Origin of the sequence: Chryseobacterium sp. SNU WT5, assembly GCF_007362475.1 — a bacterium.
Taxonomy (GTDB): Bacteria; Bacteroidota; Bacteroidia; order Flavobacteriales; family Weeksellaceae; genus Kaistella.
The window spans coordinates 2,700,329-2,716,550 of sequence record NZ_CP041687.1 but is presented as its reverse complement, the minus strand read 5'-3'; the positions used below and the strand labels follow the sequence as shown (position 1 = coordinate 2,716,550).

Sequence of the window (16,222 nt, the reverse complement as noted above, 5' to 3'; positions counted from 1 at the left end):
GATGTTAAACACAAAAAAAACCGTCTCTGTTCAGACGGTTTTTAAATATTTTTATTTGCTTATAGCCATAAATAATCAACTCGTCTTTTGGATGAGATGATAATGATGGAATAAAGCGATTGTATTTTTCATGTTCTTTTAACTTTGCAAATATATCTAATAAAAAAATTAACCTGCAAGAAATATTTTTTATTTTAACATAACTTCCTGATAAACAGAATATAAATTTTCAGCAATTTGGTTATCATTAAATTTCTGAACAAATTCTAAACTTTTTTCTGCTCTGCGTTTTCTTTCAGATTCATTGTTCCAAAGAAATAAGATTTTGGCTTTTAGGTCTTTGAAATTATGCGGATCGATATAAAGAGAATCTTTACCACCCGCTTCTGGAAGGCAACTGAGATTACTTGTAATTACAGGGCTTTTAGAAAAAAGCGCTTCAATAACCGGAATTCCAAAACCTTCAAAAAGGCTCGGATAAACGAAAATATCCGCGAGTTTATAAATTGCTGCCAATTCTTCCATGGAAACATTTTCCAGAACGTGAACATGGCTTTCTAATTTATTTTTAGTTATATATTTCTTGACTTTATTAAAGTATTTTGTTTTTTTACCAATGACAACTAAAGGAATATTTGTTCCAGTAATCGCTTTCACGATATTTAATAAATTTTTGCGTTTTTCGATCGTTCCAACATTCAGAATAAATCTTCCAGGTAAATTAAATTTTTCTTTTACTGAAGCTAAAAAATCTGCGCTTTGATTTTCTTTAAAAGCATGATGGCAGCCTTGATAAACCACCCTTATTTTGCATTCTGGAGCTTTTAGAAACTGAATAATATCGCGTTTTGTTTGCTCAGAAATTGCAATAATCAAATCAGCCTGTTCTGCAGCTTTTTTGAACTTCCAAAAGTGAATTTTTCGATCGAAAAAAGAATAATATTGCGGAAATCTCATGAATATTAAATCATGAATCGTGACTATTTTCTTAATCGGTTTATCGTTCCATTTTAAAGGTAATTCGCCGGAAAGCCCATGGAAAATATCGGCATTAATTTGTTGGGCATCTTTTCCCATTTTAAATTGCCGGGACATTGTTCCTTTTGAAGTTTCTACAAATGAAACATTGGGTAAGTCTACAATATCCTTTCCTTTTTCAGATTTATTTTCATTGAAAAGAATATAATTATTTTCAGGAAAACAATTGGCCAAGATCCTAACTAAATCGCGGGAGAAATTTCCTAAACCCGAAGAATTATTGAAGAAGCGTTTACCATCGAAAGCAATTTTCATAAGAATTTAACTATTTTAATTTCTTTTTGATGGAATGAGCAACTTGAAGATTAGAAAAAGCATATTCTTTCATTTTCTGCACTAAAACTGGATATTCTTTTACGTAATTCTTCAAATCTTTCGTGCGATAATTATACAAAGCTTCATGACCATCCTTCCTATAGATTAAGAAATAATCTTGGTTTACTACGCCTATTTTATCATCTGCACCAAAGTATGCAAATTCGCGCTTCTGCGTCCACACATTAATCCCCAAATTATTTTTAATATATGAAATATCAGTTAGTCCCATTATACTTGGAATAACATCAATTTGCTTAACAAAATCTTTTCTAATTCCAGTATTCTTAAGGAGATGTGGAGCATAAAAAAACAATGGTATATGATTGTAGCTAAGAGACATTTCGTAGGTTCTTTCGTATCCAGAGCCATGATCTGCAAGAAAGACGAAAATAGTATTTTTGTACCAACTCTGTTTTTCTGCTTCTTTTAAAAACTGTCCTATAGACCAATCTGCGTACTGAATTACCTTTTCTTCCTGACTTGGATTATTGGATTTAAAATAATCTGGAATTATAATAGGGCTATGATTACTAGAAGTTAAAAACGAAGTGAAAAATGGAGCCTTCCTTTTTTGTTGCATTTCATTAATTTTTTCAATACCAAAACGGAAAAGATAATCATCTGATACACCCAAATTACTTTTAACTTCAGATGAAGGATAATCCTTCTGCGAGTACACTTTTTGAAAATCATTAGCATATAAAAATCCTTCCATATTATCAAACTGTGAATCATGTGTTGTAAAAAATACATTTTCGTATCCCGCCTTTTTTAAAGGGGTGGTAAATGTTGTGTAATTTTGAATTGATTTCATTGGATGCTGATTCCAAAGAGCAGGAAAAGAGGTTAATGTACCGTAAATTCCATTAAAGGTGTGAATACCTTCTGAATAAGTATTTTCAAAAAATATACTTTTCGTAATTAAATCATCTAAGACCGGAGTTAAATTTTTCGTATTACCAAAGTATTTCATATTATCTGCAGTCATACTTTCCATTAACACCAATACAATATTAGGTTTTCCCAAATTTTCGGAAGCTAGGGAAATAGGGTGTTTTAAAGAAAATTTGTCATGCTGAACTTTGATATTCATCTGTTCTTGCACAATAGAAAAAGCTCTTCTGTCATCCATTAAATCTGACCAAGTAACACTTTTCTGAAGCAAACTATGAATAAAAGTAAAATTCGGGTTCAAACCGATTTTATTCAAAAATGCATTTTCTGAAAAATACGCCGTTCCTACCCTAATTGGTGATTTTGCTTCAATCCTGCCTCTAATTCCTACAAAGGTTATTCCTAGTATGAAAAAAGACAAAATAATTCTTGGCACAAAATTTAATCTAGAAATTTCAAGTTTATTAATTAGAATAAAAATCTTCTTTAAAAAATATTGGAATATAAATAATAATATAAGAAAAGGAAAAACAAATCCCCATAACTTAAAGTCTTTTGCAATCATTTCGGTGATAAAGGCAGGATTTTCGATCCATTGGAAAATTCCTTTATCTAACCGAGAAAAAAATTGATTAAAATAAGGAATATCCACTGCACTTATAAGAAATGCAATGGTGTAAAGAATTGCGCAATAGAAATAGAGAATTCTGTTTACTAATAGATTTTTCCTTTTAAAAATATAAAAAATGAGGAAAATTAAGGTTGGTAATGCTAAAATATAGCAGCTGATAACCATATCAAAACGAACACCCATCATCAATGCCCGCGCTAAATCAGACATATTAAAATTCCAGTGCGAACTATTTGAAAACAGTAATATAAATCGAAAAATACTGAAAATAACGAGAGATAAAATATGAATTTTAAAGATAGACTTTATCATTAGTTTCTAGTGTAAAATAATTAGCTAGTTTCGAAATTATTAAACTGCGACATTATTTTCTCTCAACGCATCATTAAGAGACGTCTTCTTATCTGTGGATTCTTTCCGCTGACCAATAATCAAAGCACAAGGAACCTGAAACTCGCCTGCTGGGAACTTCTTGGTATAACTACCAGGAATCACAACAGAACGTGCCGGTACTCTTCCTTTTATTTCCACCGGCGAATCACCAGTTACATCGATAATTTTTGTGGAAGCAGTCAAAACGACGTTTGCTCCTAAAACAGCTTCTCTTTCGACATGAACACCTTCTACAACGATACATCTGGAACCCACAAAAACATTATCTTCTATAATAACAGGTGCTGCCTGTAATGGTTCTAACACTCCACCAATTCCTACTCCACCACTTAGGTGAACATCTTTTCCAATTTGGGCACAACTACCAACTGTTGCCCAAGTATCGACCATGGTGCCGGAATCGACATACGCACCAATATTTACATAAGAAGGCATCAAAATAACTCCAGGAGCGATATAAGCACCTTCTCTCGCAACTGCATGCGGTACAACACGAACACCTTTTTCGGCATACCCTTTTTTCAACGGCATTTTGTCATGGAACTCAAACGGTCCTACTTCAATGGTTTCCATCTTTTGAATCGGAAAGTACATCACCACTGCTTTTTTCACCCACTCATTTACTTTCCAGCCATCTGCAGTTGGTTCAGCGACTCTAAGTTTTCCTAAATCTAATTGTCGGATTACTTCGCGAATCGATTTTTTACTATCTTCATTTTGCAACAATTCTCTATTGTCCCAAATATTTTCAATGGTTTGCTGTAATATCATTATTGATTATTTTTAATTTAAGAAAGAATACAAATTTACAAAACTCTTCTGGCGAAAAGATAAGCATTGTTCCAGTATTTCTCGTTGAGCGACGAAATGATCACGCCTTTGGATGTAGACGAATGGATAAATTTCACTTCTCCATCATTTCCTATATCATGAACAATTCCAACGTGGGTAACTCTTGATCCACCGGAAGTCGCAAAGAAGACGAGATCACCTGGCTTAGCTTCTTTAATTTTGATTTCTTTTCCTTTATTCGATTGATCTTCTGATCTTCTTGGCAGCTTATAACTATTTTCATCAAATACTTTACAAATTAAACCAGAACAATCAAAACCAGCGGACGTATTTCCCGCGTATTTATACGGAGCACCTAAATATTTTCGCGCGTCTTTTAAAAGTTCATCTACGAGTGAGGAATTTCTACCTGAATAATTTGATTCAAGCGTTTTAAGATTACTTGCTTTCTTAACTGTCTTTGTGGGAGTTTCTCTTTTTGCAACCACATTTTTTGAAGATCCACAAGAAACTAAAATCATTGCGGTAAACACCATTAAAAGATATCTTTTCATTCTATTTTGCCAATTTTTTCAAAAATAGTGAAAATATATTCATCTTAAGATTTTGTTATGCTCAATTATCACCTTACATCTTCTTTCTAATTAAAAAAAAGGATTTATATTTAAAAAATTGAAAAAATAACCAGTATAATGACCTATCAAGAATATAAAAGCTGTTTCAAAAAGCAACTTTCAACCATCTATACAGATTCTGAAAGTGCAACATTGATAGATATTATTATTCAGCACTTTAATGGCTGGAACCAATTCGAAATGAGACAGCGGATTAACAGCGAAATAGAAGATTCTTTATTAATAAAACTTCAGAATATCATTAAAGAACTAAAAACCGGAAAGCCATTCCAACAGATTTTGGGTGAGACCGAATTTTATGGTTTGAAATTTTTTATAGATGAACATGTTTTAATCCCAAGACCAGAAACAGAAGAATTGCTGGAATTGGCGATAGGAAAAATTAAAGGTTTAGGCAAGAAAGATTTCAAAATTTTAGATATCGGGACTGGATCTGGGATTATTCCGATTGTGTTGAAGAAACACTTTCCTGCAGCGCAAGTTTCAGCGATTGATTATTCTGAAAATGCTTTGAAAACCGCACAAAGAAATTCAGATTTCCACAACATTGATATTAATTTTATCCATCAGGACTATCTTAAGGGGAACTTGACTGAAATGTATGATGTTATTATTTCGAATCCGCCGTATATTGGTATTGAGGAAGAAGAAGAGATTGCTGATTCGGTGAAAGAATTTGAACCGAAAATGGCTTTGTTTTCGCCGACTTCAAATGCTCTGATTTTCTATGAAAAAATCGCAGAAGACTGCAAAAGTCACTTGGCTGAAAACGGATTAGTTTTTCTGGAAATTAATCAGAAATTAGGAAAGGATACTTTGGAACTTTTTGTTGATGTTTTAGAGGAAGTTGAGTTGTTGAAAGATCTGTCAGGGAATGAGAGGATTGTTTGGGGAAGGAAGAATACTCTTTTAAATTTTGAGTGAAAATCGAGTTGCTTCTAAAAATTCTAGCCAATTCTCTTTTTCACGAAAACCATATAAGCCATATAAATCAAAGGCAGCGACATCATCCCTAAGTATAAAGCATTGTGCATGGCTCTTTCGGGCTGCACAGCAACGGCGTAAACTAGACCGAAAAAAGCGCCACCTAAATGTGCGGCATGGCCGATATTGTCATTCTGTTTTGGATTCAGCATCATGTAAACTGAATAACCGAAATAAACGACTCCAAAGATATAACCTGGAATTGCGATCGGAATAAAGAACAAATATAAACCTAAATCCGGAATCATGGCAATCGAGGCAAATAAAATCCCTGAAACTCCACCACTCGCGCCAATTGCAGAATACCAGGATTGGTTTTTGTAAAGATAAAGTGAAAATACATTTCCTAAAAGGATGGAACCGAAGTAAACGAGTAAAAATCCAAATGCTCCAAACGCTTCTACCACAATAGGCCCAAAGATATACAACGTAAACATATTGAAAAATAAATGCATTAAATCTGCGTGTAAAAAACCGGCAGAAATTAAACGCACATATTCTTTGTTGCGCACAATTGCACCGACATTGAACTTGTATTTTTCGAACATCGCGTGATTACTGAAAGCAATATAACTGATAATGGCCGTAGCTGCAATGATAATCAATAAAACTGGACTCATAATTTATAACAAAATAAAAGTTTCGGAGACCGAAACTTGGTTTTTAAACTATTTCTGAAGTTAAACTTCGGGATAGTAATTTTTCATGCATTGGTTTTAGTTTTTCTAAACTCCCGGTTTTTACGGTACATTTTCCTTTGTAATGCACAAGAATTGTACATTGCTCTGCCTGTTCGAAGGTATGTTCACAAATCTCAACTAGTGCATTTATAACATCATCAAAGGTATTAACATCGTCATTCCATAAAACAATTTTATAAACATCATCCTCTTTTTCAAGAAGGGCAACTTCTTCTTCATACTCCCGCTGTGGATTTTCGTAATCCCTAATATTCAAAGGAATATTATAATGTAATCCCATAAATCTTTAATTTTAAAAATAAATTCTTTAAATTAAATTTCTCCTAATTCATTTGTAAGATCAGTCAGAATATTGGGCTCTTCATAAACAAGCTCAACCAGATCCACACTTTTATTTTTCATTTTCAGAATTTTAATCTGATAATCGTTGATTTCAAATTCATGATTCTCACCTGGAATATCCTCAAGTTCATGCAAGATAAAACCGGCTAAAGTATTGTATTCCCCATCTTCTGAAATAGGAAACATTTTAGGTAATTTTTCATTAATCTCATCCAAAGGCTGCGTAGCTTTCACCCAGAAAACATTCTCTCCAACTTTGTCAACAATTTTTTCCTCGTCATCTTCTTCATCCTGAATCTCGCCTACCAATTCTTCTAAGATATCCTCAAGAGTTACAATCCCTTCTGTCCCTCCAAATTCATCAATAACAACTGCTAAATGTTGCTTTTTTTGTTGGAAAACTTTAAGTAAGTCAGAGATCTTTTTACTTCCAACGACAAAAAATGCATCTCTCATGAGTTCTTTTAAATCATCATGATCGATCTCGCCTTTCCTCTTTACATATTCGCGAATGATTTCCTTAGCATAAAAAATCCCTATAATATTATCTATTGAATCTTTATAGACAGGAAGCCTTGAATAGCCGCCATCCATAATGATATTGATGATATCTTCCACTGGCTCTTCAATATCAATTGAAGCAATATTTTGACGTGGAATCATGATTTGTTTTGCCGAGTGATCTGTAAAATCAAAAGCATTCTTAATAATCTCGTAATTTTCCTCTTCAATCGCTCCTGAATCTGCGGATTGCTTAACTAACAGCTGGAGTTCCTCCGTAGAGTGGATTTCCTGATCAGAAGCCGGATGGATCTTTATCAAACGTAAAAACCCATTAGACATTTGATTCATAGTCCAAATAAAAGGTTTAAAAACAGTATAAAAAACCCGTAAAGGCATTGCAATAAACATGGAAGTTGCTTCTGATTTTCTAATAGCAATCGATTTTGGAATTAATTCTCCAAATACAATATGCATTACGGTAATTAACAGAAAACTAGATACCAATGAAACCGTAGTAATTGTGGTAGCTGCTACTGCCAAATTAAAATAATTGAAAATATTCTCAAAGATATGGTGAAGCGCACTTTCACCTACGAAACCTAAAGCTAGTGATGCCAAGGTAATCCCTAATTGAGTAGCAGAAAGGTATTCATCAAGATGCTTGATGATGTGCTCTGCTTGTTTCGCCATCGAATGACCTTCGGCAGCTTTAATTTGGATTTGAGAGTAACGAACTTTAACGATAGAGAATTCTGCGGCTACGAAAAAACCATTCAGTACTACTAAAAATAAAGCTAACAAGAGCTTGACTATGTCCGAGTCCATTTAAAAATTTAAAAAATATTGTTACAAAGATACATAAATTTAGCAACTAATATTTATTTATTATTGCTGCTACACGATACTAAAAATAAAAAACACCGAAGCTTCGGTGTTTACATTTATCCTGAGAAGAAATTAATTCTTCAATATTACATTTAAGAATTTTTCAAAGCCTCTGCACCACCTACGATCTCCAAGATTTCATTGGTAATTGCAGCTTGTCTCGCTTTGTTATAAAATATCTTCAGATCATTTCTCAACGATTCAGCATTATCGGTTGCTTTGTGCATCGCCGTCATTCTAGCTCCATGTTCGGAAGCTACGGAATCAAGAATTGCTTTATAAACTTGAGTTTTAATCGACTTAGGCATTAAAACTCCTAAAATATTTTTTGCATTCGGCTCAAATAAGTAGTCTGTATTTACCGTATCTTTTTTCTCCGGTAGAGAAATAGGCAATACCTGCTCCATTTGTACTTCCTGAGTTGCAGCATTGATGAACTTGTTGTAAATAACATATACCTTGTCAAAAGTACCTTCACGATAATCTCTCATCACATTTTCAACGAAATTAGCAACCACTTCGAAGCTCATTCCATCAAAGATTGCACTTTGATTGTCGTATACTTTTCTACCTCTTCTAACTGCGTCATAAACTTTTTTACCAACAGCAAGAATTTCTATCTCGTGACTGGAATTTGCAATTGTATTATTTAACTCCTTAATTATGGACGAGTTAAAAGCTCCTGCCAATCCTTTATTAGAAGTCACAACAATGTATAGTACTTTTTTAACTTCTCTTTGTTCTGTATATTCAGAAATTCCTTCAAGATCGGTTGTAGAACTTACATTTTCTATAATTTCCTGCAATTTCTCTGAGTAAGGTCTCAACATGACAATAGCATCGGTTGCCTTCTTTAGTTTCGCTGCCGAAACCATTTTCATTGCACTCGTAATTTGCATTGTCGAAGAGATCGAAGTAATTCTTCCTCGTATTTCCTTTAAATTTGCCATTCTTTGAAATCGAAATTAAAAATTCAGTATTCAAAATTTAACATGATGAATACTGAATATTAAGTGTTTTTTTAGTTGTATTTAGAAGCTAATTCTGTAGCAGCTTGTTTCAAAACATCTGTAATTGAACTATCAATTTTACCAGATTTAATCGCCGCCATCGTTTCTGGATGTTTTGATCTCAAAAACGCAACGTATTCTTTTTGAAATTCTCTAACCTTCTCAACAGGGATATTTCTCAATAAGTTTTCTGTTCCTGCATAAATCATAACAACTTGGCTATCTACCGGTAGTGGAGAGTTAACAGGTTGTTTCAAGATTTCTACATTTCTTTCTCCCTTAGAAATAACTGCTTGAGTTGATGCATCTAAGTCCGAACCAAATTTTGCAAACGCTTCCAGTTCCTTATATTGTGCCTGATCCAGTTTCAAAGTACCTGAAACTTTCTTCATTGATTTAATCTGAGCATTACCTCCAACACGAGACACCGAGATCCCTACGTTAATTGCAGGACGAACTCCGGAGTTAAATAAGTCTGTTTCCAAGAAAATCTGACCATCTGTAATCGAAATTACGTTGGTTGGGATATATGCAGAAACGTCACCTGCTTGAGTTTCAATAATTGGTAATGCAGTTAATGAACCACCCCCTTTAATTAAAGGTCTCAATGAATCTGGTAAATCATTCATTTGTGCTGCAATCGTATCATCTTTGATCACTTTTGCTGCTCTCTCCAATAATCTGGAGTGAAGGTAGAAAACGTCTCCTGGATAAGCTTCACGGCCCGGTGGTCTTCTTAATAGTAGAGAAAGCTCACGGTAAGCAACTGCTTGTTTTGACAAATCATCATAAACAATAAGAGCTGGTCTACCCGTATCACGGAAGAATTCTCCAATTGCAGCTCCGGCCATTGGCGCGTAAACTTGCATTGGTGCCGGATCAGAGGCGTTTGCTGCAACAATTACAGTATATGCTAAAGCTCCTTTATCTTCTAATGTTTTAACAATTTGTGCTACAGTCGACCCTTTTTGTCCAATTGCAACATATATACAGAATACAGGCTCCCCTGCATCATAGAATTCTCTTTGATTAATAATAGTATCAATCGCTACAACAGTTTTACCTGTTTGACGGTCACCAATAATTAATTCTCTTTGTCCTCTTCCTACAGGAATCATCGAGTCGATTGCTACTATACCCGTTTGTAATGGTTCAGTTACCGGCTGTCTGAAAATTACTCCTGGAGCTTTTCTTTCCAAAGGCATCTCATACGTTTCACCAGCAATCGGTCCTTTCCCATCAATTGGATTACCTAAGGTATCCACTACTCTACCCAACATTCCTTCACCAACTTTGATCGATGAAATTCTTTGAGTTCTGTTAACTGTATCTCCTTCTTTTACCAATTTAGACTCACCCAAAAGAGCGACCCCAACATTATCTTCTGCAAGGTTAAGAACGATTCCTTCAACGCCGCTTTGGAATTTTACCAATTCACCGTACTGAACATTTTCCAAACCGTACACCAAAGCGATACCATCACCGATGGTTAATACCGTTCCCACTTCTTCTACATTTGATTGTGTCTCGAAGTTAGCGAGCTGCTGTTTTAGAATTGCAGATACTTCTGCCGGATTTATTTCTGCCATTTTATGGTTGTTTTTGTCTTAGTTTAATTGAAATTCTTTTTGTAATCGGGCTAATTTCGACTTTACCGAAGCGTCAATCTGCTGATCTCCCACTCTTAGTATATAACCACCTAATATCTCAGGATTAATAATGGATTTTACCTCAAATTGCTTTTGATGATTAACAAGGCTGCTGGATTTCAAAATACTTTGAATATTTTCTTCTGAAAGAGCTGTCGCTGAAGTTAAAGTGATTCTTTGAACTCCATTTAAGTCTTCTACTTTGTTAATAAATTCCTGTCCGATATTTCCTAACTGACCTTCTCTCCCATGTTTGATTACTAATTGAATCAAATTTCTGGAGATTGGAGAGAAACTTTTGAAGATCTCTTCAGAAACGCTAATCTTTTTTTTGATCGCAATAATTGGAGACTTAAAAAAACTCTGCAAATCTTTTGATTTTTCGATGGTATTAACGAGGTCTTTCATTTCAGCAAAGACAGAAATTGTACTTCCTGATTCCTGCGTGAAATTTAGTAAACCTTGCGCATATCTTTTTGCAACTTTACCTGTACGCATCCTAGTTTAAGTTAGAAGAATTAAGAATATTTGCTACTAAAGCATTTTGAGCACCGTCATTATCTAATTTTTGTTTCAAAATAGATTCTGCAATTTCCACGGATAGTGTACCAATTTGACTTTTAATATCAGCAACCGCCGCTGATTTTTCAGCTTGAATCGTTTGTCTTGCAGACTCAATCATTTTATCACCTTCCGTTTTTGCAACATCTTTAGCTTCACCTACGATTCGATCTTTAATCTCTCTTGCTTCTTTCAAAATCTGATCACGCTCTACTTTTGCTTCACGGATGATGATTTCGTTTTCTGCTTTCAAGTTTTCAACTTCAAGTTTAGCCAATTTCGCTTGATTCAAAGAATCAACTATGGTAACTTCTCTCTCATTGATCGCAGCTAAAATTGGTTTCCACGCAAATTTTTGCAAAAGAAATAATAATGCAAGAAAAATAAGTGAGTGAATAATAAATAGACCTGATGAAAATTGTTCTAATAAGGCTCCCATATATGTAATATATTATATACTATTAATTTAATTTTTTAAATAAAACCACTAATCGGTAACCAACCGTTCACGATTAGTGGTAATTTTTTAGGGTAAGTCTTAGTTTACTGCGAATAATGCAGCAAATGCAAGACCTTCCACTAGTGCAGCAGCAATAAGCATCGCTGTTTGTAGTTTACCAGCTTGATCTGGCTGACGAGCCATACCTTCTAAAGCAGCAGCACCGATCTTACCGATACCTAAACCTGCTCCGATTACCACTAAACCTGCACCTACTAGTTTTGGAATTTCCATAATAATATAATTTAAAAAATTAGTTTAAAATTTGATTTGCTTTTTTTTAATTAATGAGCTTCTTCGTGATGCTCCTCATTTGCCATACCGAAATACACTGCAGAAAGCATCGTAAATATATATGCCTGAAGGAAAGCTACTAGAATCTCAAGAAGGTATAATACCAAAGTCAATGCAGGGAAAGCGATACCTGCCATAACATTTTTAAAGTAATAAATCATTGCTATTAACGACATCACTACAATGTGTCCAGCAGTCATATTTGCAAAAAGACGTATTAAAAGTGCAAATGGTTTGATGAACATTCCAAGAACTTCAATCGGCATCAAAATAATTTTCATTGGCCAAGGTAATCCCGGCATCCAGAAAATATGTTTCCAATAGTTTTTGTTTGCGGTAAATTGTACAAGAATAAAAGTAAACAAAGCCAAAGAGGTCGTAATTGCGATATTTCCTGTAACATTCACTCCAAAAGGCATTAAACCAAAGATATTTAAGAATAAAATAAAGAAGAAGATCGTTAAAAGATAACCTATGTATTTTTTATATTTATTCCCAACATTTGGAATAGCAATTTCATCTCTTACGAAGATAATTAAAGGTTCAAATAACTTTCCTACTCCAGAGGGAACTAAGGATTTTTTATAATTTCTAGCCATACTTCCGAAGATCAGGAAGAGAATCAAAACGGTCAGCAAGATCATAAACACGTTTTTGGTAATAGAAAAATCGATTACTTTTTCGTTGGTAGTAAAATGATCAGCATCAGTTGTAATAGTTCCTGCTGCGTCTGTTTTGTAAATTTTTTCGTGGTGTAGCACATAAAAACCACCTTTGCTTTCTACAACCTTTTCACCGTGTTCAAATGCAGAACTCATCATGGTATGTAGGCCATTTTCCTGATCATAAAAGATAACAGGCAAAGGGAATCCCAAATGATGACCATCTTTTGTAACCATAACATCAAAACTATGGGCATCTAAAAGGTGATGTCTAATGAACTCCTGATTTTCAGCTTTCACTTGTTCTCCTTCGCTTAAAGCTGTGGTTAAAACAGGTGTCTCCACTGCTGAATCGGTGGAAATCGCTCCATCCTGAGCCATTGAAAGGGTAAACGTAGATAGAAAACTGAGTAGAAGTAGAACTCTCTTAAGCATTGGTATGTCTTTTTAAAGTTTTGCAAAAATAGAATAAATAATCAGAATAAAAAAACCACGATTAATGATTTTTTTCATCTTTTTGAATGATGTTCACACTGTAAAGAGTTACCAACAACAAAGAGATTAAATAAGGAATGATGAAATGTAATTTATAGTTCGGCACCTCGCTCAAATTTAACTTATTCATGATCAAAAACATTAACGCCAATTTCACCATCACAATTCCCATGAAAATAAAACCCAAATAGTCAGGATATAGTTTTTTACAAATAGAAATTACGGTGATCACCATCATAAAGAGTATGGTTAAAAACAAGTAATATTTAATGAAAATGATCTCACAACAATTTTCTAAATACTTAAAAAGAAAAAAATGCGCAATGAACATTAAAAAATACAATACGATATACAGGTAATTATTTTTCATCTTTCTGAATTTCTTTTAGTTGTCTCAATAAATTGTAAAATGCCAAAGCCATTCCTGTGAGGCCTATGGCCAAGGTGAGCAAATTGGACTTAACCTCAAAATAATCATTTATTTTTTTACCTCCCCAAAAGGCTAAACCCATGGTTGCCAATATTTGAAAAACTACCGTGGAATAAACGCCGTATTGACGCATGCCCCAAGAGGCTTTTTTTTCTGTATTGATGGGAACTTCCTTATCATTATTAAAGTCTTCTTCAGCCATTTGTAAACTTTTGGCAAAAGTACGACTTTAAAACAAAAAAAGCCTCGAATATCGCAAATTGGACCCTTGTTATTTAGAACACATCAAAAAATTCCTTATTTTTGCAACTCTTAAAGAAAAATTATGTTCAATAGCTTACAGGATAAATTAGATAAAGCGCTTCAGAATATTTCGGGGCGCGGGAAGATTTCAGAAATTAACGTTGCAGAAACGGTAAAAGAAATTCGCCGTGCGTTGGTTGATGCCGATGTTAATTACAAAGTAGCGAAAGACCTTACCAAGAGAGTTCAGGACAAAGCGCTTGGTCAAAATGTACTGACGAGTTTAACACCGGGACAGTTAATGACCAAAATCGTTCATGACGAATTGGTGACGTTAATGGGAAGCACCCACGAAGGAATCAATCTTTCTGGGAAACCAAGTGTGATCTTAATTGCTGGTTTGCAAGGTTCCGGTAAAACAACTTTCTCTGGAAAATTAGCCAATTATTTAAAGCAAAAAAGAAGCAAGAAACCCCTTTTGGTGGCGTGCGATGTTTATCGTCCAGCTGCAATTGAACAGTTAAAAGTACTAGGTGGACAAACAGGCATTCCTGTTTACACAGAAGAAGGCGCCTTAAATCCTTCCTCTATTGCAGAAAATGCAGTGAAGTTTGCGAAAGAAAATGGTCACGACGTGGTGATCGTGGATACTGCCGGACGTTTGGCAGTTGATGAAGCGATGATGAACGAGATTAAATCAATCCATTATTTCATCAAACCCGAAGAAACGCTGTTCGTTGTAGATTCCATGACCGGACAAGATGCCGTGAATACTGCAAAAGCCTTTAACGATGCCTTGAATTTCGACGGAGTTGTTCTGACCAAATTAGATGGTGATACAAGAGGTGGAGCTGCTCTAACAATTCGTTCTGTAGTAGAAAAACCGATTAAATTTATCTCCACTGGAGAAAAGATGGAAGCACTCGATGTTTTCTATCCGGAAAGAATGGCGGATCGGATCTTAGGAATGGGTGATGTTGTTTCCTTAGTTGAAAGAGCACAAGAACAGTTTGACGAAGAGGAAGCAAAAAAACTTCATAAAAAAATTGCCAAAAATGAGTTTGGTTTTGATGATTTCTTAAAACAAATCAATCAGATCAAAAAGATGGGTAATATGAAAGATTTGATGGGCATGATTCCAGGAGTTGGCAAAGCCATTAAAGATGTTGATATTCAGGATGACGCTTTTAAACATATTGAAGCGATCATTCATTCGATGACACCAGAAGAAAGAAGAAGACCTTCTATCATTAATACGCAGAGAAAAAACAGAATTGCAAAAGGAGCCGGCCGAAAAATTGAAGATGTAAACGCTTTAATGAAACAATTCGAGCAAATGGGCAAAATGATGAAGATGATGCAAGGACCACAAGGAAAACAGATGATGGAAATGATGAGCAAAGGAATGCCGAAAGGGGCAGGAATGCCAGGTGGCAATCTATTTGGAAGATAACTGTACTCGACAATATAAAAAGAAAATCCTGAGGAAACTCGGGGTTTTCTTTTTTATAAATTCTGTATTGCAATTCTTAAGAAAATAAATTCTAAAATTTTTTATCAATGATAATTTTAAATCTATTTACGTAAATGTAAAAGACTGCTTTACGTGAGTAAAACAGTCTATGTTATTAGAGCAAAAACCTTATTGATTGTCTCTTAATGCAGCTTTTGCTTTAGAGTTTGGCAAATAAATCTGGAAACCAACCCCTAAATATAAATTACCTTGAGCGGTAGTATTTCCACCTCCTACAAGACCTTTATATTTTAGTAGCGCTTCTAATCCTACACTTGGAGTAATGAAATATGCATAACCTGCCCCAATTCCTAAGTCTACTCCATTAGTAGAACTTCCTGTGCTTGAGTTATTTCCACCAAATCCAGCACTACCTTCTGCGAAAAATGCGCCGTTGTTCAACAAGTTATCAATTTCATTAGAAGTGAAATAATATCTTGTGAAAGGTGCAATGCTCCAGTCGGTTTGTGTAGCACTAGTTCCTTGTGGACTAACTACATTAAGGCCTACTTGCGCTCCAACTGCCCATCTGTCCTGCACAAAATAAGCTAAATTTGGAGTTAGGTTCATACTGAAACCATTAGTGAATTTTACGTTGGCTACTTGTGAACCAACCATCCAGTTTCCTTTTTGTAACTGTGCTTGCGCTGTAATTCCTAATAAAGCAACTGCACCTGTAATCAATAACTTTTTCATAATATATAATTTTTATGTTTATAATTTCTATTAACGAAATTGTGATGATGTTA

The 16,222-nt window shown here is 34.5% G+C and carries 18 protein-coding genes; 2 read left to right on the top strand and 16 right to left on the bottom strand.

Annotated features, from left to right (window positions below):
- Window positions 1-189 precede the first annotated feature (189 nt).
- From FNJ88_RS12830 to FNJ88_RS12815, 4 genes are all read right to left on the bottom strand, one after another.
- A complete protein-coding gene (locus FNJ88_RS12830) occupies window positions 190-1,293 on the bottom strand; it encodes a glycosyltransferase family 4 protein (protein WP_143853629.1) in 1,104 nt (367 codons plus the stop codon).
- A 10-nt stretch (window positions 1,294-1,303) separates the two neighbouring features.
- Window positions 1,304-3,091 (bottom strand): LTA synthase family protein, encoded by a 1,788-nt coding sequence (locus FNJ88_RS12825; protein WP_185145832.1) that lies wholly within the window; start codon window positions 3,089-3,091, stop codon window positions 1,304-1,306.
- Between the two features lie 141 nt (window positions 3,092-3,232).
- On the bottom strand, window positions 3,233-4,045 hold the full coding sequence (locus tag FNJ88_RS12820) for a 2,3,4,5-tetrahydropyridine-2,6-dicarboxylate N-succinyltransferase (protein WP_143853627.1): 813 nt from the start codon (window positions 4,043-4,045) through the stop codon (window positions 3,233-3,235).
- 35 nt (window positions 4,046-4,080) lie between these two features.
- Window positions 4,081-4,620: a C40 family peptidase gene (locus FNJ88_RS12815; RefSeq protein WP_143853626.1), complete on the bottom strand. Its 540-nt coding sequence runs from the start codon at window positions 4,618-4,620 to the stop codon at window positions 4,081-4,083.
- A 138-nt stretch (window positions 4,621-4,758) separates the two neighbouring features.
- Here FNJ88_RS12815 and prmC point away from each other — a divergent pair, with 138 nt between their 5' ends.
- The gene (gene prmC / locus FNJ88_RS12810) at window positions 4,759-5,625 is read left to right on the top strand and encodes a peptide chain release factor N(5)-glutamine methyltransferase (protein ID WP_143853625.1); all 867 of its coding nucleotides are present in this window, start codon (window positions 4,759-4,761) and stop codon (window positions 5,623-5,625) included.
- Window positions 5,626-5,648: 23 nt separating this feature from the next.
- Here the strand turns inward: prmC and FNJ88_RS12805 are convergent, their stop codons facing one another.
- The 11 genes from FNJ88_RS12805 to FNJ88_RS12755 form a co-directional block, all read right to left on the bottom strand.
- The gene (locus FNJ88_RS12805) at window positions 5,649-6,305 is read right to left on the bottom strand and encodes a rhomboid family intramembrane serine protease (RefSeq protein ID WP_143853624.1); all 657 of its coding nucleotides are present in this window, start codon (window positions 6,303-6,305) and stop codon (window positions 5,649-5,651) included.
- 43 nt (window positions 6,306-6,348) lie between these two features.
- A complete protein-coding gene (locus FNJ88_RS12800) occupies window positions 6,349-6,666 on the bottom strand; it encodes an ATP-dependent Clp protease adaptor ClpS (protein WP_143853623.1) in 318 nt (105 codons plus the stop codon).
- 32 nt (window positions 6,667-6,698) lie between these two features.
- Complete coding sequence (locus FNJ88_RS12795; protein ID WP_143853622.1) at window positions 6,699-8,057, bottom strand: hemolysin family protein; 1,359 nt, start codon at window positions 8,055-8,057, stop codon at window positions 6,699-6,701.
- A gap of 152 nt (window positions 8,058-8,209) precedes the next feature.
- Entirely contained in the window at window positions 8,210-9,067 is an 858-nt protein-coding gene (atpG, locus tag FNJ88_RS12790) for an ATP synthase F1 subunit gamma (RefSeq protein WP_143853621.1), read from the bottom strand.
- Window positions 9,068-9,138: 71 nt separating this feature from the next.
- Window positions 9,139-10,716 (bottom strand): F0F1 ATP synthase subunit alpha, encoded by a 1,578-nt coding sequence (atpA, locus tag FNJ88_RS12785; protein ID WP_143853620.1) that lies wholly within the window; start codon window positions 10,714-10,716, stop codon window positions 9,139-9,141.
- Window positions 10,717-10,734: 18 nt separating this feature from the next.
- Window positions 10,735-11,274 carry an ATP synthase F1 subunit delta gene (atpH, locus tag FNJ88_RS12780; RefSeq protein ID WP_143853619.1) on the bottom strand — a complete coding sequence of 180 codons (540 nt, stop codon included), beginning with the start codon at window positions 11,272-11,274 and terminating at the stop codon, window positions 10,735-10,737.
- A 1-nt stretch (window position 11,275) separates the two neighbouring features.
- The gene (atpF, locus tag FNJ88_RS12775) at window positions 11,276-11,776 is read right to left on the bottom strand and encodes a F0F1 ATP synthase subunit B (RefSeq protein WP_143853618.1); all 501 of its coding nucleotides are present in this window, start codon (window positions 11,774-11,776) and stop codon (window positions 11,276-11,278) included.
- A 99-nt stretch (window positions 11,777-11,875) separates the two neighbouring features.
- Window positions 11,876-12,070 (bottom strand): ATP synthase F0 subunit C, encoded by a 195-nt coding sequence (gene atpE, locus FNJ88_RS12770; RefSeq protein WP_143853617.1) that lies wholly within the window; start codon window positions 12,068-12,070, stop codon window positions 11,876-11,878.
- A gap of 50 nt (window positions 12,071-12,120) precedes the next feature.
- Window positions 12,121-13,227, bottom strand: coding sequence for a F0F1 ATP synthase subunit A (gene atpB, locus FNJ88_RS12765; RefSeq protein WP_143853616.1), 1,107 nt, complete (start codon window positions 13,225-13,227; stop codon window positions 12,121-12,123).
- A gap of 61 nt (window positions 13,228-13,288) precedes the next feature.
- Window positions 13,289-13,657 (bottom strand): hypothetical protein, encoded by a 369-nt coding sequence (locus tag FNJ88_RS12760; RefSeq protein ID WP_143853615.1) that lies wholly within the window; start codon window positions 13,655-13,657, stop codon window positions 13,289-13,291.
- Window positions 13,647-13,919: an AtpZ/AtpI family protein gene (locus FNJ88_RS12755; RefSeq protein WP_143853614.1), complete on the bottom strand. Its 273-nt coding sequence runs from the start codon at window positions 13,917-13,919 to the stop codon at window positions 13,647-13,649. Before FNJ88_RS12755 ends, FNJ88_RS12760 begins: the two co-directional genes overlap by 11 nt.
- A gap of 123 nt (window positions 13,920-14,042) precedes the next feature.
- Here FNJ88_RS12755 and ffh point away from each other — a divergent pair, with 123 nt between their 5' ends.
- Window positions 14,043-15,413: a signal recognition particle protein gene (ffh, locus tag FNJ88_RS12750; RefSeq protein ID WP_143853613.1), complete on the top strand. Its 1,371-nt coding sequence runs from the start codon at window positions 14,043-14,045 to the stop codon at window positions 15,411-15,413.
- A gap of 189 nt (window positions 15,414-15,602) precedes the next feature.
- Here the strand turns inward: ffh and FNJ88_RS12745 are convergent, their stop codons facing one another.
- The gene (locus FNJ88_RS12745; RefSeq protein ID WP_143853612.1) at window positions 15,603-16,169 is read right to left on the bottom strand and encodes an outer membrane beta-barrel protein; all 567 of its coding nucleotides are present in this window, start codon (window positions 16,167-16,169) and stop codon (window positions 15,603-15,605) included.
- Window positions 16,170-16,222: the final 53 nt, after the last annotated feature.